The 23,483-nt window shown below is 63.5% G+C and carries 23 protein-coding genes; 8 read left to right on the top strand and 15 right to left on the bottom strand.

Going from position 1 to position 23,483, the window contains the following annotated elements:
* Nucleotides 1–43 precede the first annotated feature (43 nt).
* Nucleotides 44–649: a septal ring lytic transglycosylase RlpA family protein gene (locus NCR38_RS13795; protein WP_061116673.1), complete on the bottom strand. Its 606-nt coding sequence runs from the start codon at nt 647–649 to the stop codon at nt 44–46.
* A 664-nt stretch (nt 650–1,313) separates the two neighbouring features.
* On the opposite strand from NCR38_RS13795, the gene NCR38_RS13790 reads away from it, so the two are divergent.
* The 3 genes from NCR38_RS13790 (at nt 1,314) to NCR38_RS13780 (ending at nt 3,144) form a co-directional block, all read left to right on the top strand.
* The gene (locus NCR38_RS13790; RefSeq protein WP_061116672.1) at nt 1,314–1,958 is read left to right on the top strand and encodes an MBL fold metallo-hydrolase; all 645 of its coding nucleotides are present in this window, start codon (nt 1,314–1,316) and stop codon (nt 1,956–1,958) included.
* Complete coding sequence (locus tag NCR38_RS13785) at nt 1,955–2,590, top strand: hypothetical protein (protein WP_061116671.1); 636 nt, start codon at nt 1,955–1,957, stop codon at nt 2,588–2,590. The genes NCR38_RS13790 and NCR38_RS13785 overlap by 4 nt, the downstream gene beginning before the upstream one ends.
* A 95-nt stretch (nt 2,591–2,685) precedes the next feature.
* Nucleotides 2,686–3,144 carry an Lrp/AsnC family transcriptional regulator gene (locus NCR38_RS13780; RefSeq protein ID WP_008352298.1) on the top strand — a complete coding sequence of 153 codons (459 nt, stop codon included), beginning with the start codon at nt 2,686–2,688 and terminating at the stop codon, nt 3,142–3,144.
* A gap of 8 nt (nt 3,145–3,152) precedes the next feature.
* On the opposite strand, the gene NCR38_RS13775 is transcribed toward NCR38_RS13780, so the two are convergent.
* From NCR38_RS13775 to NCR38_RS13765, 3 genes are all read right to left on the bottom strand, one after another.
* On the bottom strand, nt 3,153–4,340 hold the full coding sequence (locus NCR38_RS13775; protein WP_061116670.1) for a cation diffusion facilitator family transporter: 1,188 nt from the start codon (nt 4,338–4,340) through the stop codon (nt 3,153–3,155).
* Nucleotides 4,341–4,554: 214 nt separating this feature from the next.
* A complete protein-coding gene (locus NCR38_RS13770; RefSeq protein ID WP_061116669.1) occupies nt 4,555–4,857 on the bottom strand; it encodes an H-NS family nucleoid-associated regulatory protein in 303 nt (100 codons plus the stop codon).
* A 356-nt stretch (nt 4,858–5,213) separates the two neighbouring features.
* Nucleotides 5,214–5,894: a HugZ family protein gene (locus NCR38_RS13765; RefSeq protein ID WP_250477252.1), complete on the bottom strand. Its 681-nt coding sequence runs from the start codon at nt 5,892–5,894 to the stop codon at nt 5,214–5,216.
* Nucleotides 5,895–6,050: 156 nt separating this feature from the next.
* Between NCR38_RS13765 and NCR38_RS13760 the strand changes: the two genes are divergently transcribed.
* On the top strand, nt 6,051–7,274 hold the full coding sequence (locus NCR38_RS13760; RefSeq protein WP_250477251.1) for an MFS transporter: 1,224 nt from the start codon (nt 6,051–6,053) through the stop codon (nt 7,272–7,274).
* A gap of 54 nt (nt 7,275–7,328) precedes the next feature.
* Here the strand turns inward: NCR38_RS13760 and NCR38_RS13755 are convergent, their stop codons facing one another.
* A complete protein-coding gene (locus NCR38_RS13755; RefSeq protein WP_250477250.1) occupies nt 7,329–8,474 on the bottom strand; it encodes a branched-chain amino acid ABC transporter substrate-binding protein in 1,146 nt (381 codons plus the stop codon).
* 544 nt (nt 8,475–9,018) lie between these two features.
* On the opposite strand from NCR38_RS13755, the gene NCR38_RS13750 reads away from it, so the two are divergent.
* A complete protein-coding gene (locus tag NCR38_RS13750) occupies nt 9,019–9,723 on the top strand; it encodes a dienelactone hydrolase family protein (RefSeq protein WP_250477249.1) in 705 nt (234 codons plus the stop codon).
* A 41-nt stretch (nt 9,724–9,764) separates the two neighbouring features.
* Here NCR38_RS13750 and NCR38_RS13745 read toward each other — a convergent pair whose 3' ends face one another.
* Nucleotides 9,765–9,947: a hypothetical protein gene (locus NCR38_RS13745; protein ID WP_041730863.1), complete on the bottom strand. Its 183-nt coding sequence runs from the start codon at nt 9,945–9,947 to the stop codon at nt 9,765–9,767.
* A gap of 224 nt (nt 9,948–10,171) precedes the next feature.
* Nucleotides 10,172–11,434, bottom strand: a complete 1,263-nt coding sequence (locus NCR38_RS13740) for an MFS transporter (protein WP_250477248.1) — start codon at nt 11,432–11,434, stop codon at nt 10,172–10,174.
* 323 nt (nt 11,435–11,757) lie between these two features.
* On the opposite strand from NCR38_RS13740, the gene NCR38_RS13735 reads away from it, so the two are divergent.
* The 3 genes from NCR38_RS13735 to NCR38_RS13725 all read left to right on the top strand — a co-directional run bounded on the left by NCR38_RS13735 (nt 11,758) and on the right by NCR38_RS13725 (nt 13,966).
* Nucleotides 11,758–11,970 carry a hypothetical protein gene (locus NCR38_RS13735; RefSeq protein ID WP_008352308.1) on the top strand — a complete coding sequence of 71 codons (213 nt, stop codon included), beginning with the start codon at nt 11,758–11,760 and terminating at the stop codon, nt 11,968–11,970.
* 60 nt (nt 11,971–12,030) lie between these two features.
* Nucleotides 12,031–13,062 (top strand): serine/threonine protein kinase, encoded by a 1,032-nt coding sequence (locus NCR38_RS13730; RefSeq protein WP_061116664.1) that lies wholly within the window; start codon nt 12,031–12,033, stop codon nt 13,060–13,062.
* 175 nt (nt 13,063–13,237) lie between these two features.
* Complete coding sequence (locus NCR38_RS13725) at nt 13,238–13,966, top strand: PepSY-associated TM helix domain-containing protein (protein WP_061116663.1); 729 nt, start codon at nt 13,238–13,240, stop codon at nt 13,964–13,966.
* A 282-nt stretch (nt 13,967–14,248) separates the two neighbouring features.
* On the opposite strand, the gene NCR38_RS13720 is transcribed toward NCR38_RS13725, so the two are convergent.
* From NCR38_RS13720 to NCR38_RS13685, 8 genes are all read right to left on the bottom strand, one after another.
* Nucleotides 14,249–15,268, bottom strand: coding sequence for an XdhC family protein (locus NCR38_RS13720; protein ID WP_250477247.1), 1,020 nt, complete (start codon nt 15,266–15,268; stop codon nt 14,249–14,251).
* Complete coding sequence (locus NCR38_RS13715) at nt 15,241–15,792, bottom strand: CoxG family protein (RefSeq protein ID WP_061116661.1); 552 nt, start codon at nt 15,790–15,792, stop codon at nt 15,241–15,243. The genes NCR38_RS13720 and NCR38_RS13715 overlap by 28 nt, the downstream gene beginning before the upstream one ends.
* Entirely contained in the window at nt 15,783–16,967 is a 1,185-nt protein-coding gene (locus NCR38_RS13710; RefSeq protein WP_250477246.1) for a VWA domain-containing protein, read from the bottom strand. The genes NCR38_RS13715 and NCR38_RS13710 overlap by 10 nt, the downstream gene beginning before the upstream one ends.
* Nucleotides 16,968–16,969: 2 nt before the next feature.
* Nucleotides 16,970–17,863, bottom strand: a complete 894-nt coding sequence (locus NCR38_RS13705) for a MoxR family ATPase (RefSeq protein ID WP_250477245.1) — start codon at nt 17,861–17,863, stop codon at nt 16,970–16,972.
* Between the two features lie 5 nt (nt 17,864–17,868).
* On the bottom strand, nt 17,869–18,669 hold the full coding sequence (locus tag NCR38_RS13700; RefSeq protein WP_061116658.1) for a xanthine dehydrogenase family protein subunit M: 801 nt from the start codon (nt 18,667–18,669) through the stop codon (nt 17,869–17,871).
* A 12-nt stretch (nt 18,670–18,681) separates the two neighbouring features.
* Nucleotides 18,682–21,063 (bottom strand): xanthine dehydrogenase family protein molybdopterin-binding subunit, encoded by a 2,382-nt coding sequence (locus NCR38_RS13695; RefSeq protein ID WP_250477244.1) that lies wholly within the window; start codon nt 21,061–21,063, stop codon nt 18,682–18,684.
* Nucleotides 21,064–21,167: 104 nt separating this feature from the next.
* On the bottom strand, nt 21,168–21,644 hold the full coding sequence (locus NCR38_RS13690; RefSeq protein WP_061116656.1) for a (2Fe-2S)-binding protein: 477 nt from the start codon (nt 21,642–21,644) through the stop codon (nt 21,168–21,170).
* Between the two features lie 280 nt (nt 21,645–21,924).
* Nucleotides 21,925–23,385, bottom strand: a complete 1,461-nt coding sequence (locus NCR38_RS13685) for an amino acid permease (protein ID WP_284503701.1) — start codon at nt 23,383–23,385, stop codon at nt 21,925–21,927.
* Between the last annotated feature and the right edge of the window lie 98 nt (nt 23,386–23,483).

Below are 23,483 nucleotides of genomic sequence, written 5' to 3'. Positions count from 1 at the left end.
GTCGCGAGACGGCCCGTCCGGTTCTGCAAGGCGCGGCGTGAGATCAGTTCACGTTGTCGTCGGCAAGCGATTGCGCCTGCTCTTCGCGCGCCGCACGGGCTTCCTGCTGCGTGAGACCTTCGATCTTCACCTTCTGCGTGCCGGCGCCGCGCATGCCGAGCACCGCCGCGGCAGCGTACGACAAGTCGATCACGCGCCCGCGCACATACGGACCGCGGTCGTTGATCTTCACGACCACCGTCTTGTGGTTGGACTCGTTCGTCACGCGCACCCACGACGCCAGCGGCAACGTGCGGTGCGCCGCGGTCATCGCGTTCATGTTGAACTTCTCGCCGCTCGCCGTCTTGCGGCCATGGAACATGCGGCCGTACCACGATGCCTTGCCCTTCTGTTCGAAGCTGCCGGCGTCCGGGCCGGTCGTGATCGGCTCGGCGCTCGAAAGCGACTGAGCCTGGGCCGGCTTGTCGGCCGGCAGGGTGGAAAGATGGGAATCGAACGCGAGCGGCGCCGTCGAGCGGGCATTGCTCGTGCTCAGAGAGTCTGTCTTCTGAGGATTGGCTGCAACATCGCCCGAACCCGGCGCGGCGCAACCGGCCAGCACACCAACTGCTAGCAGGCTTCCGACATGTCGAATAAATCGAGCATTCATAGACGTGTTTACGATAAAAGGAGCAACCGCGCTGCGCTGGTCGGCGCGCGCATGGCTGCTCGAGGCTTTGCCGTGCAAAGCAGAACGCCGCTCGGTCAAGCGAACGGCGAAACTGTGCTCGGATGCGGCGCACTCGTGCCGCAAACGCCCGGTTATTGTTCACGTCTGGCGCAACCTGTCCCCGGCAGCCTGACCAGACCCCACAAGCCGCCATCGAACTTGGCATCAATTCGTGCGCTGAAAACCCTTATGAGCGCAGGAACGGCGGCGTAGGCCCCATCCGGCATGATGGCTGCAAAAACCATCAGACAGACGCGCGGCGTCTGGCCGGACAAGACGTGTGCACCTACTCGAGGTGCTTGAGTTGCAATTGCGAGGCTTTTGGCCCCGGAACAGCGTACTGACAGCGATTGTAAAAACGCACTAGCGTTTCAACCTTCGCCTATTGACGGCATGGTTAAGTCCATGCACAAGTACTGCCATTATACAAAAAAACAGCGGTTCGTCCCGCCGGACCCAACATTTGGTCATTGATTTTCGCTATGACCGTAAGAATTGCCAGTTTGCGGCGGATTCCCAAGTGCTTTCAGCATCACCATTGCATGCGTTCTGGCACCGGTACAATGGACGTTTTTACAGTCCTGCGCGTACCGACGACAGTCATATGAAAGTCATTCTCGTTCCCGTGACGCCCTTTCAGCAGAACTGCTCGATCGTGATCTGCGACGCGACGCGGCGCGCCGCTGTCGTGGACCCGGGCGGTGACATCGAACGCATCATCGAGGAAGTAGAACGGCAGGGCCTGACCGTCGACAAGATTCTCCTGACGCACGGCCACCTCGATCACTGCGGCGGAGCAAAGGCGCTCGCCGACCATTACGGCGTACAAATTGAAGGACCGCACCGTGAAGACGCGTTCTGGATCGACCAGTTGCCCGCGCAGACTCAGCGCTTCGGCTTCTCGAGCGCGGAAGCGTTCACACCGGAACGCTGGCTGGTCGACGGCGACACCGTGCAATTCGGCAACGAGTCGATGGAAGTTTATTTCTGCCCGGGTCACACGCCGGGCCACGTCGTGTTCTTCAGCCGTGAGCACAAGCTCGCGTTCGTCGGCGATGTGCTGTTCGCCGGTTCCGTCGGACGCACGGATTTTCCGCGTGGCAATCACGCTGAACTTATCCGCTCGATCCGCGAGAAGCTGTGGCCGCTCGGCGACGAGGTCACGTTCGTGCCCGGTCACGGCCCGGCATCGACTTTCGGCGAAGAACGGCGCACCAACCCGTTCGTGCGCGACGGAGTGACAGCGTGAACGCGATTCCCGAAATCTACGTCAGCACCGACGTCGAAGCCGATGGCCCGATTCCCGGACCGCATTCCATGCTGAGCTTCGCCTCGGCAGCGTTCACGGCCGACAAGCAACTCATCGGCACTTTTTCGGCCAATCTCGAAACGCTGGAAGGCGCGGCGCCCCATCCGGTCCAGGCCGCATGGTGGAAAACGCAGCCGGACGCGTGGGCCGCGTGCCGCAAGGATTTACAGAAGCCGGAGATCGCGCTGCCGGCTTATGTCGAATGGGTGGAGGCGCTGCCGGGCAAGCCGGTGTTCGTCGCGTATCCGGCGGGCTTCGACTTCACGTATATGTTCTGGTACATGATGCGCTTTGCCGAGCGCTGCCCGTTCTCGTGGTCCGCGCTCGATATCAAGACGCTCGCCTTCGCGATGACCGGCCTGCCGTATCGCAAGGCAATCAAGCCGCGTCTGCCGAAGCATTGGTTCGATGAGCTGCCGCACACGCACGTCGCACTCGACGACGCGATCGAGCAAGGCGCCCTCTTTTGCAACATGCTTGCGGAGCTGCGGGCATCGCAGGCCGCGATGGCTCGGACATCGGCCGAACCGAGCGGCGATGCCGAAGGTAAAACCGCGCAGTCAGGCCAGTGAGTTAGGGAAACTCCCTCAGTGCGGGCGCCTTGCATTGCGTTTCTTTTCTGGCGCCTCTACCATGAGAGTCAAATCGCGACCGAACGGAGGCGCAGTTGACTCTCGATACATTCTCACAAAAAATCCTGCGTCTTCTGCAACTGGACGCACGACGCTCCGTTCAGGAAATTTCCGACCAGGTCGGCTTGTCGAGCACGCCGTGCTGGCGCCGCATCAAGGATATGGAGCAATCGGGCGTCATTCAGCGCTATACGGCGCTGCTCGACCGCGAGAAACTCGGCCTTCACGTCTGCGCGCTCGCGCATATCCATCTCACGCGTCACACCGAAGGCGGCGTCGAGCAGTTCGAGCGGGAAATCGCCACTTGTCCGGAAGTCACCGAGTGCTATAGCACGACCGGCGAATCCGATTACATCCTCAAGATCGTTGCGCCGGATATCAAGGCGTATGACGCGTTCCTGCACGATCGCATCTTCAAGATTCCCGCCGTCGCGCAAGTGCGAACGAGCGTGGTGCTTCGCGAAATCAAGTTCGACACGCAATTGCCGCTCTGAGCGGCGTTTTAGCGTGGCGTATCGATCGCGCGCTTCGTCGCCGAGGCGGGCGCGTAATCCAGCGCTTGTGCGATGTGAATCTCACGCGCTCCGATCTTGCGCCTGAGCGCGTCGAAATCGATCGACTCCAGTTTCGCTGCGGTGTCCGGCGCGCCTGGCGCGGGCAGCATGACATCGACATTGAAGCCGCTGCTCAGGTAATGCAGGTTCAAGCTCTCGACGGGCATTCCGTGTTGTGCGAACGCCGCCCGCACAGCGTCGCTGACGGTTGAACGCAACGGAAAGTTGCCCGGCAGCGGATTGAGTTCATCGAGTTCGGGGTCGACATGAATGAGTGCGTCGATGACCCGCGTGTCGGCCAGCATGTTCGCGCGCGCCGATTCGGCGATGTAGTGGCCTTCCGAAACCGAGATGAGCGGATCGACCAGAATGTGCGCATCGACGATGGCGAGATCGCCCATTTTGCGTGTGCGGAACTCATGGACCTCACGCACGCCGGGCGTGGCCAGCAGAATAGTTCGCAAATCCTCGGTAGTCGTTTGATCGAGCGCGCGATCGGAAAGGTCTTGTAATGCGTCCCACGCAAACGTCCATCCCATCTTGCCGATCATGAAACCGACGAGCGCAGCGGCGATCGGGTCCAAAATGCGGAATCCGGCCAGACTGCCGATTATCCCAAGCGCGACAACCAGCGAAGAAGCGGCATCGGATCGCGCGTGCCACGCATTTGCGACGAGCATCGAGGAGCGCACCCGTTCAGCCGCCCGCAGCATATAGCGAAAGAGCGCTTCCTTGGAAAGGAGCACGATTATCGCAACAGCCAGCGCGCCGACCTTTACCGGCGGAATATCCTGAAGGTTGACGATTCGCGCGCCTGCGCGCCATAGCATTCCGACGCCCACCGCGACGAGTAATCCGCCGAGGAATAATGACGCCACGGTTTCATACCGGCTATGCCCGTAGTTATGATCGACGTCCGGGGCCGCGCCTGCGTGCTTGTTCGCAATCAACACGAGAAAATCCGACACGATGTCGGCAAGCGAATGAACGCCATCCGCAATCAGTGCCTGTGAGTGCGCAACAAAGCCCACGACGAGTTGCGCTGCGGTAAGCCCGCTATTTACCGCGATGCTCGTCCAGGTGGTTCTTCGGGCAACCTCCTGCTTTTCCGCAGCGTGCGTTGTTGAAAGCGGCATGTAATTATGCTCGGTGTACTCGGGCCTTTTCAGATTCCTATTTTATCAGCGGTGCGTCGCGACGCTTTTATGCGTCAACGACAATAGTCCGGAATCGGCCTTGAACACGCCGGCTGCGTGCAGAATAAGTGACCGAAGAGGCCGTTTATGCAACTGCGAAATAAAAAAGCCGCGTGTCGAGACGCGGCTTTTCAGGCACGATCCTGCTCAGCGCTTATTTGCCGATGAGGAAGCTGTCCCGATCCTGTCCGGCGATCCACTTCGGCGGCTTGCCGCGACCGGACCACGTGCTGCCGCTTTCGGGATCACGATATTTCGGCGCCACACCAGAACGGCTGCGCGCCGCCTTCGTACCTTTAGCACCCCGACCGCCAGCCAGTTCCTGAAGCGTGATCCCGTAATCCGCCATTTTCTGCTTGATCTCATTAAGCACTTCGGCGTATTCGCGCGACTTGGCTTCTTCAATCTGGCGTTCGAGAGACTCGCGTTGTGCGAGGAGTTCCTTGTATGACGGCATGGCAATTCCCTAAGTGGTTTGCTGGCTTGCGAATCAACGCGCTCGCTTTCAGTTATCAGTATAGCCTCGGCTGGCACGCAGATTAACACAGTTCTCTTTAACGCGGCATGTGCGAATCGCCACTTAATAAAAAGTTTCGCAACTTTCTTCGTAACATTTGCCGAAAATTCCGAAGTTTGGCGCGGCTGATGATCTGGTGTAAAAAACCCGCTCCTTTGACCTGCCGCCGGCAGCGTGGCATCCGATGAAAACAACGACGATAAAGTCAGCCGCAAAGTTTCATGAGATGACAATTTACCCGGTTCATTGAGCCAGTCTGTGCGATCGCCGCGAAATCGGGCCGCAACAAGCCGGATTTATCGCTGTGAAATGTCGCGTTGCCGCTCGAAACAATCCTTTAGCGCCGCTTTCAATTCCTCGTTCGTCTGTTTCGGGTAATCGAATGTAAAACGATTGCGCGTACCGGTAAGCAGCAAATCGCAGCCGTACCGGTCCACCCCCAATAAGCGGAGATTCTCCGGGCGGCCCGCGAAAGCATCAAAATATTCCCATAACGACGATTCGTCTGCCGCGCTAACCGGTGGCAGCGCATCGAGTTCTTCGCCGGCGAGCCATCCCATCGCGCCGAATCCGCCGATATACCGCATGCGTTCCACCGACATCACCCAGAAAGAGAAATCGCCGAGTTCCAGATAACGCGCCGCATCCGGGTGATACCGCAGATAACGGCGCGCGAGTTCGGCGCCCTCCTCCGGGCTCGCGGGCGCGAAGCTGCCGAGCATCGTCAGGCGTTGACCGTCCAGCACGCCGCCGTCCGCCGGATGTGCGACCAGAAACCCGGCGCGCGCATCGGCGTGAAGATTGCGCGTGTGCTCGGCAAGATGGCTGATCAGCAGCATCGGCACGTGACGAGCGGTCGGCGCGAACGGCAGCGCTGTCGGATAGGGAAAGCCGCGCGGCTCGCGCGAATGCGTGGCGAGCGTGCCTTCGGACATGCGATGCAGCAAATGAAGCGGCGCTTGCGGTGGAATGTTCATGCAGGTCTCGTTCGTTCGTCGATTCGTCGAACGATGGTAATGCAGCGCATCCCAGCGTGTCGCCTGGCCGTTCGATAGAATCGAAAGCCTTCGCGTCCGATGGCATCATGCCCGGTCACGCTCTCGTTTCGCGCAACCTTCAAAACGGTTCCTCTCGTGTCCGACTCGACTACCGCCTCCGCCGCCTGCGAAATCAATCCGACGCTCGCGCTGCATCGCAGCCTTCCGCATGCCACGCGCGTCCGTGCACGCTACGCGACGATGGCCGTCTTCTTCATCGCGGGCATGATGTACGCGTCGTGGGGCGTGCACGTGCCGACCGTGCGCGACAAGTTCGCGCTCAGCCCGGGCATGCTGTCGTTTGCACTGCTCGCCGTCGCGGGCGGTTCGATCTTTGCGATGCTCACGGCCGGATCGTGGATCGCGCGTGCCGGCACGCGCACCGCCTGCCTGGCGGGCGGCATCACGATGATGCTCTGCGGCTCGCTGATCCTGGTGACGCCTTCGTATTGGCTGCTCCTGATCGTGCTTGCGATCTTCGGCTTCGGCATGGCGACGCTCGATGTCGCGATGAACGCCGAAGCGAGCGCGGTCGAACAGGCATTGGGGCGCCCGATCATGTCGTCGCTGCACGGCATGTTCAGCATCGGCGGGATGGCGGGCGCGGCAGTCGGCGGCGCGCTGCTCGCGCACGGGCTCTCACCCGCCGCACATCTCGCGCTCGCATCGGGCGTGAGCCTCATCGTCCTGCTCGTTTCGATGCCCGCCGTGTTACCGCATGTTCCTCATCACGACGAGCACGCAAAGGCGTCGTCGTCGAACCGCTGGCGCTCGGGCGCGCTGTGGGCGCTCGGCGGCCTGGCGCTGATTGCGCTGATCGCGGAAGGCGCGATGTACGACTGGGCCACCGTCTATATGCGCGATGTCGTCGAGGCCACGCCGTCGGTGTCGAGCGCGGCCTACGCGGCGTTCTCCGGCGGCATGGCGGCCGGGCGCTTCGGCGGCGACGCGGTGCGCGCGCGTTTCGGTGCGCCGCAACTGATCTTCGGAAGCGCGGGTCTCGCGTTCATCGGCATGGTGATGGCGCTCGTGTTGCCGAACACCATCGCCACGATGACCGGATTCACGCTGATGGGCCTCGGTCTCGCGAACATGATGCCTGTGCTGTTCGCGGCGGCGGCGCGCGTCGAAGGCGTCACCGCGGCCGAAGGACTCGCGCAGGTCGCGGGCCTCGCGTACTTCGGCTTGCTGCTCGGGCCGGTGCTGATCGGCGGGGTCGCGCAGATCAGCACGCTGCCGACCGGCCTGTGCGTCGTGGCGGCGTGCTGCCTGATCATCACGGTCATCGGGCCGCGCATTCTGAAGCGCTGGAAAATATAAAGCGCGCGGGCCTTTCGGCTCCGCGCGCTTTCCGAGACCGAAGTCCCGCGTCGATTACATCTTCACGACGTCGAGCAGCGTCTTCTTGCCGCCCTTGTAGTTGTACAGCGAGATCACGCCGTGCTTCAGATCGCCCTTCGAATCGAAGGTCGTCTGGCCGATCACGCCCTTGTAGTCCGTATTCGGCATCGCGGCGACGATCTTGGCCGGATCGGTCGAGTTGGCGCGCTTCATCGCGTCGACGATGATGTACACCGCGTCATACGTGAACGGCGCGTAGATCTGGATCGGCTGGCCGAAGCGCTTCTGGAACTTGTCCGCGAACTGCTTGCCGCCGTCCATCTTCTCGAGCGCCATGCCCGCTTCCGAGCACACGACGTTGTCGGTCGCGTCGCCGGCCAGATCCGACAGCTTTTCGGTACAGACGCCGTCGCCCGCGAGAACCTTCGCGCGCAGGCCGAGCTGCTTGGCTTGCTTGGCGAACGGGCCGCCGGTCGCGTCCATGCCGCCGTACATCACGGCGTCGGGGTTTTCGCCCTTGATCTTGGTCAGAATGGCGCGGAAGTCGACAGCCTTGTCGTTGGTCGCGTCATGCGAGATCACCTTGAGGCCGAGCGACTTGGCGGTCTTCTCGAATTCGTTCGCGAGACCCTGGCCGTAAGCGGTCGAATCGTCGACCACGGCAACCGTCTTCACCTTCAGGCTCTTCGCCGCGTAGTTGGCGAGCGCCGGGCCTTGCTGCGCATCGGTCGCGACGACGCGATACGTCGTCTTGAAGCCTTGCTGCGTGTAGGTCGGGTTCGTCGCCGACGGGGAGATCTGGACGATGCCCGCGTCGCTGTAAATCTTCGAAGCCGGAATAGACGTACCGGAGTTCAAGTGACCGACGACGCCGACGACCTTGTCATCGACCAGCTTCTGCGCCACCTGCGTGGCGGTGCGCGGGTCGGCTGCGTCGTCCTGCGCGTCGAGTTCCAGCGTGATCTTCTGGCCGCCGATCGTGAGACCCTTGGCGTTGATCTCTTCGACTGCGAGCCGCGCGCCGTTTTCGTTATCCTTGCCCAGGTGAGCAATGCCGCCGGTCAGCGGAGCGACGTGACCGATCTTGACGACCTGGTCGGCTGCTGCGGACGTTGCCAACGTAGCGAACAGCACGGCTGCAGCGCTGATCGGCAACAGTTTGTGAAGCTTGGTGTTCATGTAAGTCTCCAGTTTCGGTCCCAAAAACAACGTAATCGCCCTGTGCCCCGTCTTTCATCACGATCGCTCAGTCCCGTGGACGACCACGCCGGATGCATCGTCATGCACTTGGCAAGTCCTTCCGGCAGGCCGTTCGTGGCAGCCGCCATCCGCACTGCGCGCAAGTGTAGGGTTGTCAAATTAATTTAGGGAAGTTTTTTAAGATAGTGGTGTCACTACCAATTAACGGCCAGTTGTGATGCGCCGCCGTTTGTGGTGGTGTTCGCGCGAAGACGCCCTGTGCATGCGGGTTTGCGCGACATCGGCGCGCAAAGGTTTGACTGTCATTCAAGTTCGACTGGCACGCACCGATAATCCCTGCCGGCCGTCATCATTAGCCTGTTCTTTTAAAGCTTCTTTTTAGCTTGCGTTTAGATCGGAGGCTCTAAAAACCGGCTGCGCGTCAAACGGCGTGCCAAGCGCAGGGCGGACGGTCAGGGCGACTGAAAGGGAAAGCTGGCAAACTCACCCGGCCAACCTTTTCACATACGCAAGGAGTATCGACGTGACCGTACCCGTGACTTCCCGCTGGATCGACATCCCGGCCGATGGCGACAGCTTCCAGGGCTATCTCGCGCTACCCAGGACAGGCACCGGGCCTGCCGTGATCATCCTGCAGGAGATCTTCGGCGTGAACGGCCACATACGCAGCGTCGCCGATCAATACGCCGCCGATGGCTATGTCGCGCTCGCGCCCGACGTCTTCTGGCGCACGCAGCCGCGCGTCGAGCTGGGCTACGAAGGCGCGGATCGCGAAAAGGCGATGGAACTGCTGCAAAAGACCAAGCTCGACGCCGCTGTCGCCGATGTCGGCGCGGCCGCGGATGCGCTGGGCGCGCTGCCCGAGGTGACGGGCAAGATCGCCGCGATCGGCTATTGCTTCGGCGGCCGGCTCGCGTATCTCGCGGCGGCGCAGGGTTCCGTCGATCTGGCGGTGGCCTACTACGGCGGCGGCATTCAGAATGCGCTCGATAAAGCCGATCAGGTCAAAGTGCCGATGCAGTTCCACTACGGCGAACTCGACGCGCACATTCCGCCCGATGCGGTGGATGCCGTGCGCCAGAAGTTCGCCGGCCGCAAGGATTCGGCGCTGTACGTCTACCCGCAAGCCGACCACGGTTTCAACTGCGGCGATCGCGCGTCGTACAACGCCCGGGCGTCAGCGCTCGCGCACGGGCGCACGCTGACCTTCCTCGGCGAGCATCTGTAAAAGCAAACTGCATGAGCGAGCGCGCCCGCACGGGGCGCTCGTTATATCAGCGCGGGCAAGCCTTCGACGAGAAGAAAGGCGGCGAGCACACCGAGCAGCGCACCGAATACACGCAGGACGTTGTTCTTGAAATGCGTCGCGCAGGGAATGGCCCCAAGGAACAGCGCGCCAGCGAGCGCCATCGGGATGATCAGGATGAAGTCGCCGATCGTGAAGTACGTCATAGTGCGTCTCCCTTCGTCTTGCTTCTGGCTTTGATCGTCGCGCGGTGAGAAGCTGCATCGACGATTCGAGTATAGGCCGCTCAAGTCAAAGGCGTCGGTGATCTTCGTGCGATGGGAAACCCGAGCGATGCACGAAAGCCTTGCCTGACAAGGCTTGACGCGCGCCCGTTTTTAAGCAAACACGGAAAACCCTTAGCTTCGCTTCTTTTCAACCGGCTTTCGACTCACGCGACCGACGCGCGCTCGCGCCGGTTCAGGTACGTCGCGCCCGCCAGTCCGACGAGCAGCAATCCGCCGATCAGCCCGGCCACGCCCGTCCATCCGAACTCGGTCCAGAAGTGGCCGCCGTACGATCCGATCAGGCTCGATCCGATGTAATACGCGAGCAGATAGAGCGCCGCCGCCTGTCCTTTGGCCTGCGCTGCGAGCCGCCCGACCCAGCCGCTCGCGACCGCGTGGCCGGCGAAGAAGCCGAACGTCAGGCACGCGATACCGGCGATGATTACCGGCAGCGCGTTCGACAGCGTCAGCGCAATGCCGAGCATCATCAGGAAGAGACTCGCGATCAGCACGCGGCCGCGTCCGAAGACATCGGCCATCTTGCCGGACCACGGCGACGCGACGACGCCCGTGAGATACACGGTGAAGATCGCGCCGATCTGCGTCTGATTCAGTTGAAACGGCGCGCCGAGCAGCCGGTAACCGACGTAGTTGTAGAGCGTGACGAAACTGCCCATCAGCACGAAGCCGATGAGGAACAGAAACGGCAAGCCGCCGTGCCTCAAATGGCCGGCAAGCGAGCGCCGATGATGCGCGAACCCGACGCCGCGCCGAGGCTTGAACCGCCGCGACGGCGGCAGGAGCGAACGGAATGCGAGCGTGGCGAGCACACCCAGCAGCCCGATGCCGCCGATCGCGACGCGCCAGCCGAACAGGTCCGCGAGGATGCCGCTGATCACACGCCCCGCCATCCCGCCGATTGCAGTCCCGCCGACATACAAACCCATCGCGAGACCGAGGCCTTCCGGATGCACTTCCTCCGCGAGATACGCCATCGCGACGGCGGGCACGCCGCCGAGCGCGATGCCTTCGAGTGCGCGCACCACGAGTAGCGCGTGCCAATCGGGCAGCACCGCGGCGATGACCGTCAACACCGACGATGCAAGCAGCGAAAGCGTCATCAAACGGTGGCGGCTCCAGCTTTCCGAGACGAATCCCGCGATGAAGATGGCAATCGCGAGCGCCGCCGTGCTCACCGACACCGCAAGCGCGCTGACAGCCGGACTGACGCCGAATGCCTTCGTGAACTCGGGAAGCAACGGCTGCACGCAATACAGCAGCGAGAAAGTCGCGTAGCCGGCGAACAGCAGCGCAAGCGATGCACGCCAGTAGGCGCGCGAGCCGCGTTCGAGATACGGCGCGGCGTCGGCGGCGCGGTTGGCATTATCGTCGGCGTTCGGGCGCTCGGGCGCCGGTGCAGCATTCACGAATGAAGTCTCCGCTGAAAAACTCTCGACGATACGCCGATCCCTAGGGTTTTGCCTAATACGACACACGCTCTTCGGCGACGATCACCGAGTAATTACTGCGAGTCGTCTGCGATCGGCAACATAACGAGCCAAATGGCGTCGCGCCGACGCATCGCGATGCGCTAAAGTAAGAGCACAATCGTTCATGAAAGCCGCGCATGTCGCGCTTCCCGCAACAAAGACGCGGCGATTGTCTGGTGCACGAGCCGTGAAAAGCCTGTGCTTGGTGAAATATATGACCGGCGTTTCATCCTCAGCCGGCGTTGAAACGGGGATTCATCATGCAAATCGGTTCGATTGTCCGCTCCGTGCATATTGCCGTGCCTCAGGGTGCGCGCGGCATCGTCATGCGCATTCTCGGTGACATGGCGATGGTCGCCTGGTACGCGGGCGAGCCCGGCGTGACCAAGCTGCTCAATACGGAGCCGTTCTTCCTCGAAGACCTGATCGATACGGGCGATGTCGTGCGCCCGTCGAACACGGTCGTTCATTGAACGGCGCCGCATCGTTGATGTAATGATGCCGCCCGCGCGAAGGCGCGGCACAATGCCGGGATGAACCCAATCGATCCCGATTCCCAAGGCGCGCCTGCCGATGACGCGCCGCCCTTCGCCGGCCTCACGCCCGAGCGCGTGCTCGATGCGCTGGACAGCGTGCTGATCCCCGTGGGCACACGCACCGACGGCCGCCTGCTGCCGCTCAACAGCTACGAGAACCGCGTCTATCAGGTGGGCGTCGAAGACGGCGCGCCGGTCGTCGCGAAGTTTTATCGTCCGGAACGCTGGTCGAATACGGCGATCCTCGAAGAACATGCATTCGTCGCCAGTCTCGTCGAACGCGAGATTCCGGCGGTGCCGGCGCGCGTGCTCGAAGGCGCGACGCTGCACGAATTCGACGGTTTCCGCTTCTCGGTTTTCGAGCGCCGCGGCGGACGCGCGCCCGATCTCGACCACACCGATACGCTCGAATGGCTCGGGCGCTTCATCGGGCGCATTCACGCGGTGGGCGGACTCGAGTCTTATCGCGAGCGGCCCACGCTCGATATCGAGACGTTCGGCTACGAACCGCGCGATTTTCTGCTGACGCATGGCTTCATCCCCGCCGATGTGCGCGAAGCCTGGGAAACCGTCGTATCGATGGCGCTGGAAGGCGTCGCGCAATGCTTCGACCGCGCGGGCGACGTGCGGCATCTGCGTCTGCACGGCGACTGTCATCCGAGCAACGTGCTCTGGACCGACGCGGGCCCCCATTTCGTCGATTTCGACGATAGCCGAATGGGTCCGGCGATTCAGGATTTATGGCTGCTGTTGCCCGCCGGACGCGCGGACGCATCGCGCGCGCTCACGGATCTGCTCGCCGGCTACGAAGATTTCTGCGAGTTCGATCAGCGTGAGCTGCATCTGGTGGAAGCCTTGCGCACGCTCCGGCTGATCCACTACTCCGCGTGGCTCGCGCGCCGCTGGAACGATCCCGCGTTTCCGGCCGCCTTTCCCTGGTTCAACACGCAACGCTATTGGGAAGACCGCATCCTCGAATTGCGCGAGCAAGTCGGCGCGATGCAGGAAGGGCCGCTCTGGCCCGTCTGAAATTTTTCGTGACATTCGCGCACTGTCAGGCAATCGCAAAGCATTGAAAAGCGCTTTGCTGCGTGTAATGATAACAATTCTCATTTGCCCGCCTTTCGTCGATCGCCGCGCGTTCGTTCGCGTATAGCCGATCGGGGCGCGGCTTTGCCTGCTAACGCCCGATCTGGAGAGACGCGTGAACGCGCCTGACACCCTCAATCCGCAGCCGCCCGCGACGAGCGGCCCGACGCACTATCGCCCGCATGGACGCCTCATCGACGATGCCGAGCAATTCGCGCGCAAGAACCGCTCGCGCCGCTCGACGTTTCTGAAGTGGCTGCGCAAGGTGCACGGCTGGATCGGCTTGTGGGGCGCGCTGCTCGGCCTGCTGTTCGGCATGACGGGCTTTCTGCTGAATCACCGCGCGCCGCCGCTGCGCATTTCCACGGGCGAGCCGCAGGTTTCGCAGATGCAGATGCCGCTGCCCGCCGAAGGCTTCAAGACGCCGCGCGACATGGGCGCGTGGCTGAAGAAGGAATTGAAGCTCGATGGCAACCTCGGGCGCACGCGCCGCGAGCCGGCGCATCCGGTCGGCTGGGGCGACAGGAGCACCATGCAGCCGGAGCAATGGTCGGTGATGGTGGCATCTCCCGGCGGCAGCGTGATGGCCGAGTACTGGGTGGGCAACAACTTCGTGTCGGTGAAACGCACGGAAAACACCGTCCTCGCGATGATGACCAACCTGCACAAGGGCGTGGGCCTGAGCGTGGGCTGGGTGCTGCTCATCGACACGTTTGCGGGCAGCATCGTTCTTCTTTCGCTGACCGGCGTGTTGCTGTGGACCGAGTTGAACAAGAAGCGAACGGCGGGCGTGGTGATCGTCGCGGCATCGTTGATCGCGGCGATTGTTTGCGGGTTGATGTGACTTCCGGCTACGCGGCGCGCTTTCCCTTCCCCGGGTTATGCCGCGTGAGCCACAGATAAAGGCCGCTCCCCAGCACCGCGATCGTCAGCACATCGGACGCCGCTCAGAAAATCTTGAGCGGCATTCCGCCCGGCAGCACATCGCCGATCAAAACCTCCCCGGGCATTCGATGCAGACTTCGAGCCAAGGAGGGAAAGGCTTCGCGTCAGCCTATCCGGCCACGCAAACGAGAGATGCGGACCAAGGACGCATCGTCAGGATTTCGTAGTCATTGCGGCGCGCTCAGACGCCGCACACTTCGCCTCTCCCCGCTACCTCGCGCGCCGCCTTCGCGCCTTCGACCTGCAACAGCTCCGGCAACGACACGCCGTTCTTCGCCGCCGTGACCTCCGCGAGAATCGACACGGCAATCTCCGGCGGCGTCCTGCTGCCAATGTAGATGCCCACCGGTCCATGCAGCCGCGCGAGTTCGGCCTCGCTGAGATCGAACTCCTTGAGGCGCTCGCGACGTGCCGCGTTATTGCGCCGCGAACCGAGCGCGCCGACATAGAACGCGGGTGTCTTCAAGGCTTCCATCAACGCGAGATCGTCGAGCTTGGGATCGTGCGTGAGCGCGATCACCGCGCAGCGCTCGTCGAGCTTCATGTCCATGACGGTGTCGTCGGGCATGGTGCGCACGATCGTCGTACCCGGCACGTTCCACTCTTCCGTATATTCCTCGCGCGGATCGCAGACGGTGACCTGATAGTCCAGCCCGACCGCGATGCTGCACAGATACTGCGACAACTGCCCCGCGCCGATCACCAGCATCCGGTAGCGCGGGCCGTGAATCGTCAGAAGCCGCGCGTCGTCGAAAAGCACGCCGTCGGTGGCTTGCGCGGGTTCGAGGTGCACATCGCCCGTCGCCATGTCGAGCGTGCGCGCGACGAGCCTGCCGCTTCCCACCGCCGCGCACAGTTCGGCAATGCCGCTCGACATCGTCAAAGGTTCCAGCACGAGCTGGATCGTGCCGCCGCACGGCAAGCCGAACCGGTGCGCCTCTTCCGCGCTGATGCCGTACTTCACCGCCTCCGGCTTCGTCTGCTCGATGCCCCGTTGCCGCACGCGGTCGATGAGATCGTCCTCGATGCATCCGCCCGACACCGAGCCGACGACGTGACCATCGCCGCGCACGGCGAGCATCGCGCCCTCGGGCCTCGGCGACGAACCCCACGTCTTCACCACCGTCACGAGCAACACGCGATGCCCCTCTTCGAGCCATCGCGCGCTGCTCTTCAGGACTTCGAGATCCACGCTGTCCATGATTTCTTTCCTTTCTCCTGCCCTTCCTGCACTTCTCCGCCGTTTTCGTCGGCGGCGCCTGCACCCTGCGATTCCTGCCCGCCCTGCAACTGCGCGCTGAACCGCTTGAAGAATTCACCCGCAATCTTACGCGCCGCGCCGTCGACAAGCCGCGAGCCGATTTGCGCGAGCTTGCCGCCGACCTGCGCGTGCGCACTGTAGCTGAGCTTCGTCGTGTCGGCTTCGTCGCCGGGTTCGAGGTTCACGGTCGCGCTGCCCTTGCTGAAGCCGGCCGCGCCGCCCTGCCCTTCGAACACGATCGTGTAAGTATGCGGGGCGTCGATATTCGTGAGCTCCATTCTGCCCTTGAAGCGCGCCTTAACCGGCCCGACCGACGCGGTCATCGCGACGTTGTAGGCGTTCTCGCCGTCGGCGTCGATGCTGTCGCAGCCGGGAATGCAGACCTTCAGCATCGACGTGTCGTTGAGCGCTTCCCACGCGCGCGCCTGAGGCACGGGTAACGTGTGTGTTTCGGTCAGTTCCATCGCGGGCCTCCCAAGGGCTTGTGTTGCGACAGGACGGCGAGTTCGCGGCCCACAGCGCCGAGGCTGTCGAGGTTATGGGCCGCGAGCATCGCATCGACGTGCGGCAGGATCGCGCGCACGCCTCGCGCGCGCGGCGTGAAATCGGCGAAGCGCAACAGCGGATTGAGCCACACGAGCCGATGCGCGAAGCGTCTGAGCCGTTGCATCTCGGCATCGAGCACGTCGATGGCTTCGTGATCGAGGCCATCGGTGACGAGCAGCACCGTCGCCCGACCGGCCAGCACACGGCGGGCCCAGCGTCGATTGAACTCCGCGAGCGCCGCGCCGATGCGCGTGCCGCCCGACCAGTCCGCCACCTGTGCCCCGAGCGTCGCGATGGCGACATCGGGATCGCGTTCGCGCAATGCGCGCGTCGCATTGGTCAGGCGCGTGCCGAACAAGAATACCTGGAGACGTTCGCGCGACTGCAATAGCGCGTGACAGAAATAGAGCACGGCACGCGAGTACGCGCTCATCGATCCGGAAATGTCGAGCAGCAAGACGAGCGGCGGCCTGCGCTCGACCGCCGCGCGATACTTCCACACGGTCCAGTCGCCGCCCGAGCGGACGGCATGGCGCGCGCTCGCCTTGAGGTCGGCGTGCGTGCCGCGCGACGCCGCCTTCAGCCTGCGCGTCGGCTCGGTCGCGAGCGGCATCCGGTGCGCGCGGATCTGATGCCGCAGCGTGCGCCATTCGTCGGCGCTGAGCGTATCGAAGTCGCGATGACTCAGGCGTTCCTGCGAGCTGAACGTGATGCGCGCGTGCGCCTCTTCGGGTTTCGATTCCGACACCTGCGCTTTCGATGCCGCGGCGCGCGTCGCCAATGCATCGGCTAGACGGTTGTTGCGCTTCGGCGGCGGCAGGCCGCCCTTCACCTTCGGCAGCAATAGTGCGCGCAGCTTGCCTTCCCAGTCGGGATCGCGCCAAAAGAGATCGAATGCGGCGTCGAAGATGTCGCGCTCGTCACTCGCGTGAACGAGAAGGCACGCGAGCGTCGCGCGCACGTCGTCGCGGCGATTCAGATCGACGAGACGCAGCGCGTCGAGCGCATCCACCGCGTGCGCGGGCGACATGCCGAGACCCGCGCCCCGCAGGAGCCTCACGAAATGCACGACATTGCGGGCGAAGGGTTCCATCGTCATGGCGTGGCGGAGAGGCATTGCGCGAGCGTGTCGGCGTCCATGCGCGCGAGATCGTCCTGATACTTGAGCAGCACGCCGAGCGTGTCCTGAACCGATTGCGGATCGAGTTCCGACACCGACAACGCCGCGAGCGCGCGGCACCAGTCGATCGTTTCCGCGACGCCCGGCGCCTTGAACAGATCCAGCGTGCGCAGCGCGTGCACGAACGCGACGGCGCGCTTCTGCAAATCCTGCCCTGCTTCCGGCGCGCGCGCCGCGACGATCGCGAGTTCGACGTCGCGCTCCGGATAACCGATCCATTGATAGAGACAGCGGCGCTTCAGCGCATCGTGGACTTCGCGCGTGCGGTTCGATGTCATTACGACGAGCGGCGGCCGCGCCGCCCGCACGGTGCCGTATTCCGGAATCGATACCTGAAAATCCGACAGCAATTCGAGCAGAAACGCTTCGAACGGCTCGTCGGCGCGGTCGATCTCGTCGATCAGCAAAACGCGGCGCGCATCGGGGTTCGCGGGATCGGGCAGCAGCGCCTGAAGCAACGGACGCTTTAGCAAGAACTCGCCGCGATACAGCGAATCGTTCGAAGGCGTCTCACCCGCGGCCTCCGCGAGCCGCAGCGCCATGATCTGCCGCGGATAGTCCCATTCGTAGAGCGCGCTGGCAGTATCGAGTCCTTCGTAGCATTGCAGACGCAACAGCGTGGTGCCGCACACGCCCGCCGCCGCTTTCGCGAGCTCGGTCTTGCCGACGCCCGGCTCGCCTTCGAGAAACAGCGGCCGCTGCATCCTGAGCGCGAGAAAGAGCGCCGTCGCGAGCTCGCGGTTCGCGAAGTACCGATGCTCGCGCAACCGCGCGAGCGTGTCGTCGATGGAGCCGGGCTCGCCCTGCATCGCGATCAGAAGGACATCGCGCGCTCGATCGCGCGGCCCGCGAGCACCGGAATCAGATGCGCGCGATATTCGGCGCTCGCGTGCATGTCCGAGTTCAGCTCGTCGGGCAGGATCCTGACGCCCCGCGCCGATGCGACCGAAAAGTCCTTCGACAACGCCGCTTCGAGCTCGGCCGGGCGAAATACGGAAGACGCCGCGCCCGTCACGCCGACGCGCACGCCGTCTCCGAACTTCGCGACGAACACGCCGACGAGCGCGAAGTGCGACGCCGGATTGCGAAACTTCTCGTAGCCCGCACGCTCGGCGAGCGGGAACTCGACGGCGGTGATCAACTCGTCGGGTTCGAGCGCGGTCGTGTACATGTCGATGAAGAAATCGTCCGCGCCGATGCGCCTTCTGTCCGTCACGACGGTCGCGTTCAGCGCGAGCACGGCGGACGGATAGCACGCCGCCGGATCGTCGTTCGCGAGCGAGCCGCCGATCGTGCCGCGCTCGCGCACCTGCCGGTCGCCGATGCGCCCCGCAAGGTCCGCCAGGCCAGGCAGCGCCTTCTTCACGTCGGCGTTCGATGCGACCTCCGCATGGCAGACCGCGCCGCCGATGGTGAGCGTGCCGCCATCGAGCGTGACGCCTTTCATCGACGCGATGCGCGTCACGTCGATCAGCGCCGACGGCTGCGCGAGGCGCAGGCGCATCGTCGGCAGCAGGCTCTGGCCGCCCGCGAGAAACTTCGCGTCGCCGTTCGCGCCGAGCGCGCCGACCGCCGCCTTCGCTTCGTTCGGCCGTTGATAGTCGAATGAGTACATTTTTCGGGCTCCTCAGGCGTGTTGGGCGTTGTGCATCGCGGTCCAGACGCGGTGCGGCGTCGCGGGCATCTGCAAGTCCTTCACGCCGAGCGGCGTGAGCGCATCGAGAATCGCGTTGATCACGGCCGGCGGCGAGCCGATCGCGCCCGCCTCGCCGCAGCCCTTCACGCCGAGCGGATTGTGCGTGCACGGCGTGCCCTTCGCGGTCTCCACGGTGAAGTTCGGCAGATCGATCGCGTGCGGCATCGCGTAATCCATGAAGGAGCCGGAGAGCAGCTGGCCGGTGCTGTCGTCGTAGACGCAGCGTTCGAGCATCGCCTGGCCGATGCCCTGCCCCAGCCCGCCATGCACCTGCCCTTCGACGATCATCGGGTTGATGACGTTGCCGAAGTCGTCGACCGCCGTGAATTTCTGGATGCGCGTCTCGCCCGTGTCCTGATCGACTTCGACTTCGCACACATACGCGCCCGACGGATAGGTGAAGTTGGTCGGATCGTAGAACGCGTTTTCGTTGAGGCCCGGCTCCATCGTTTCGAGCGGGAAGTTGTGCGGCACGTACGCGGCGAGCGATACATCGACGAACGACTTCGTGCGGTCCGTGCCCGCGACGCTGAATACGCCGTTCTTGAACTCGATGTCCTCCACCGCCGCTTCGAACAGATGCGCGGCGATCTTCTTCGCCTTCGCTTCGACCTTGTCGAGCGCCTTCATGATCGCCGAGCCGCCGACGGAGATCGAGCGCGAGCCGTATGTGCCCATGCCGAACGGAATGCGGCCGGTGTCGCCGTGAATGATCTCGACGTTCTCGATGGAAATGCCGAGCCGGTCCGCGACGACCTGCGCGAACGTCGTTTCGTGCCCTTGTCCGTGGCTGTGCGAGCCGGTGAAGACGGTGACCGAGCCTGTCGGATGGACGCGCACTTCGCCCGCTTCGAAGAGGCCCGCGCGCGCGCCCAGCGCACCCGCCACGTTCGACGGCGCGAGCCCGCAGGCCTCGATGTAGCACGAATAACCGATACCGCGCAGCTTGCCGTTCTTCTTCGATTCTTCCTTGCGCGCCGCGAAGCCTTTCACGTCGGCGAGTTCGAGTGCGCGGTCGAGACACGCGTCGTAATCGCCCGTGTCGTAGGTGAGACCGACCGGCGTCGCGTACGGAAACTCGCGGATGAAGTTGCGGCGGCGCAATTCGACCGGGTCGATATTCAGCTCGCGCGCCGCCGTCTCCACGAGGCGCTCGACGACATACGTCGCTTCCGGCCGGCCCGCGCCGCGATAGGCATCCACAGGCACCGTGTTCGTGAACACGGCTTTGACTTCGGCGTAGATCGCGGGCGTCGTGTATTGACCGGCGAGCAGCGTCGCGTAAAGCACGGTCGGGATCGACGATGCGAACGTCGACAGATACGCGCCCATGTTCGCCGTCGTATGCACGCGCATGCCGATGAACTTGCCGTCCTTGTCCAGCGCGAGCTCGGCCTTGGTCACGTGATCGCGGCCATGCGCGTCGGAGAGGAAGGCTTCGGAACGCTCGGCGGTCCACTTGATAGGCCGCCCGACTTTCTTCGACGCCCACGTCAGCGCGACATCTTCCGGATAGAGAAAGATCTTCGAGCCGAAGCCGCCGCCTACGTCCGGCGCGATCACGCGCAGTTTCGATTCCGGCAGTTGCAGCACGAACGCCGCCATCAGCAAACGCTCGACGTGCGGATTCTGATTCGCGACGTAGACCGTGTAGCTGTCGTCGTGCTTCGAATAGCTCGCATTGACGGCGCGCGGCTCGATCGCGTTCGGCACGAGGCGCTGGTTCACGATATCGAGCGTCGTCACGTGCGCGGCCTGGGCGAACGCGGCGTCGGTCTTCGCCTTGTCGCCGTGGCCCCAGTTGTAGCAGACGTTGTTCGGCACGCTGTCGTGCACGAGCGGCTGCCCGGCATCCGATGCGCTCGCCGTATCGACGGTCGCGGGCAGTTCGTCGTAATCGACCTCGATCAATTCGAGCGCGTCCTTCGCCTCCTTCACCGATTCCGCGACGACGAGCGCCACCTGATCGCCCACGTGCAACACCTTGTCGTGCGCGATGACGGGATGCGGCGGCTCGTGCATCGGCGAGCCGTCGGTGCTGTGGATGAGCCAGCCGCACGGCAGGCCGCCAACGTTCTCGCCCGCCATATCCTTGCCGGTGAAGATGCCGACCACGCCCGGCGACTTCATCGCCGCTTCGATATCGATGCGCCTGATCTTCGCGTGCGCGTGCGGCGAGCGCAGGAATACGCCGTAGCTTTGCTGCGGCATGACGACGTCGTCGGTGTACTGGCCCGCGCCCGTCAGGAAGCGATAGTCTTCCTTGCGCTTGACGCCGGCGCCGATCAGTTTCTGTTGCTCAGGGGCATTCATCACGGTCTCCTTGCGCCCGGAGTTGGCGCTTTAACGCCTTGCTCGAGCCCGCACAGGGCGAGAAAGGCGCGATTCATCGTTTCGTAAGGGAGATGGGCGTCGCGTCAGGCGCCGGATTTCATGGCCTGCGCGCCGTGGAGAACGGCTTTCACGATGTTGTGATACCCCGTGCAGCGACACAGATTGCCGTCGAGCTGTTCGCGCACGTCTTCTTCGGAAAGGTCCGGTGATTGCGCGGCCAGCGCGCTCGCGGTCATCACCATGCCCGGCGTACAGAAGCCGCACTGCAAACCGTGACATTCCTTGAAGGCCGCCTGCATCGGATGAAGCTGGCCGTCCTTAGCCATGCCTTCGATGGTCGTCACTGTCATGCCATCCGCCTGCACGGCGAGGATGTTGCACGACTTGATCGCGCGGCCGTCGAGATGAACGGTGCACGCGCCGCACTGCGCGGTGTCGCAGCCGATATGCGTGCCGGTGAGCCTGAGTTGATCGCGGAGGAACTGGACGAGCAGAAGATGCGGTTCGACGGTGGCGGTCACGGGTTTCCCGTTGACCGTCAGGCTGATGCTGAGCGCCATTTTCACTGTCTCCTTTGCGATCAGAGCCGGCGCTTTTGCGCCTCACTCTGATCCCATGCAGTTTCACTGCTGTGGGATGGACCAGCCTTGCGCCACGCACCTGCCTACTGCCGCCGCGAGCGTTCAGCCGGATTGGGTGTTATGTGATTGTGACATCGAGTAAAACACAAATCGGCGGGCGTCGCTATCCGCGCGAACGTCCGTCCCATATTCACGGAATCGCGGCCGCAAAAGCAAAGCGCCGCCTCTCGGGCGGCGCTTTTGCGAAGGACGATGGCGCTCAATGCGTCACGGTTTCGCGCTTCTTCTGCGCGTTGGCGGCCGACGCGGCGGCACGCGGCGCTTCGAGAGGCGCGCGTCCGAGTACCGAGTGGCGGCGCGAGTACAGGAAGTAGATCGCAAGGCCGATCACGAGCCACACCGCGAACGCGATCCACGTCATCGCCTGGAGATTCATCATCAGGAACAGGCACGAGGCCACGGCGAGAACGGGCACCACGGGCACGCCCGGGCAGCGGAACGCGCGCGGCAGATCCGGATGCGTGCGGCGCAGGATCAGCACGGCGATGGAGACCATCGAGAACGCGGCGAGCGTGCCGATGTTGATCAGTTCGGCGAGCACGTTGAGCGGGACGAGCGCACCGATCAGGCCGAAGAAGATTCCGACCAGCCACGTCGTGAAGAACGGCGTCGCGAAGCGCGGGTGCACGCTCGACAGCCGCGCGGGCAAGAGGCCGTCGCGCGACATCGCGTAGATGATGCGCGTCTGACCGTAGCTCATCACGAGAATCACGGTGAGCATGCCGAGCACGGCGCCGAGATCGATGAAGCCCGCGACCCAGTTCTGGCCGGCCATTTGAAGCGCGAACGAGACCGGATGCGGATTGTTCGCGAACTGCGCCGCCGGCACGATGCCCGTCACGACAGCCGCGACCGCCACGTACAGCACCGCGCACACCGCGAGCGACGAGATGATGCCGATGGGCAGATCGCGCTTCGGATTTTTCACTTCCTCGGCCGCCGACGACACCGAATCGAAGCCGATGAACGCGAAGAACATCACCGCCGCCGCGCCGAACACGCCGGACCAGCCGTTCGGCATGAACGGATGCCAGTTCGCCGGCTTGACGTGGAACACGCCCACGGCGATCACGAGCAGCACGACCGTCACCTTGACCGCGACCATGATGTTGTTCACGCGCGTGGATTCCTTAACGCCGACCGAGAGCAGCGACGTGATCGCCATCATCACGAGAAACGCGGGCAGGTTGAAGAAAGTGACGTGGCCGGGCAGGGCGCCCGGCGCGGCGGAAAGCGCCGTAGGCAGCGAAATGCCGAAGCCCGACAGCAGCGATTGCAGATAGCCCGACCAGCCGACCGACACCGCCGACGTCGCAAGCCCGTATTCGAGCATCAGGTCCCAACCGATGATCCACGCGGCAAGCTCGCCGAGCGTCGCGTACGAATAGGTGTAGATGGAGCCGGCGACGGGAATCGTCGACGAGAATTCGGCGTAGGCGAGGGCGGCGAAGCAGCAGGCGATCGCCGCGACGATGAACGAAATCATGAGCGCCGGACCGGCCTGCACGGCGCCGGTGCCGGTCAGCACGAAAATCCCCGTGCCGATGATGGCCCCGATCCCGAGGAATGTCAGATCGAGGGCGCCGAGCGTCTTCTTGAGCGACGTGCTTTGCGCGCCGGCCAGCATGTGCTCGATGTTTTTCTTGCGGAACAACGACATTGCGATGAGTCTCCTTCTGGCGCGCGGGCGCCCTGCTGCGGGAAAACCCGACATTTTATCGGAGACTCGGAGATTGCCCGGTAAATGGGCACCGGGCG

The organism is Caballeronia sp. INML1 (genome assembly GCF_023631085.1).
GTDB lineage: Bacteria > Pseudomonadota > Gammaproteobacteria > Burkholderiales > Burkholderiaceae > Caballeronia > Caballeronia turbans.
This window is presented reverse-complemented; position numbering and strand designations above follow the sequence as displayed.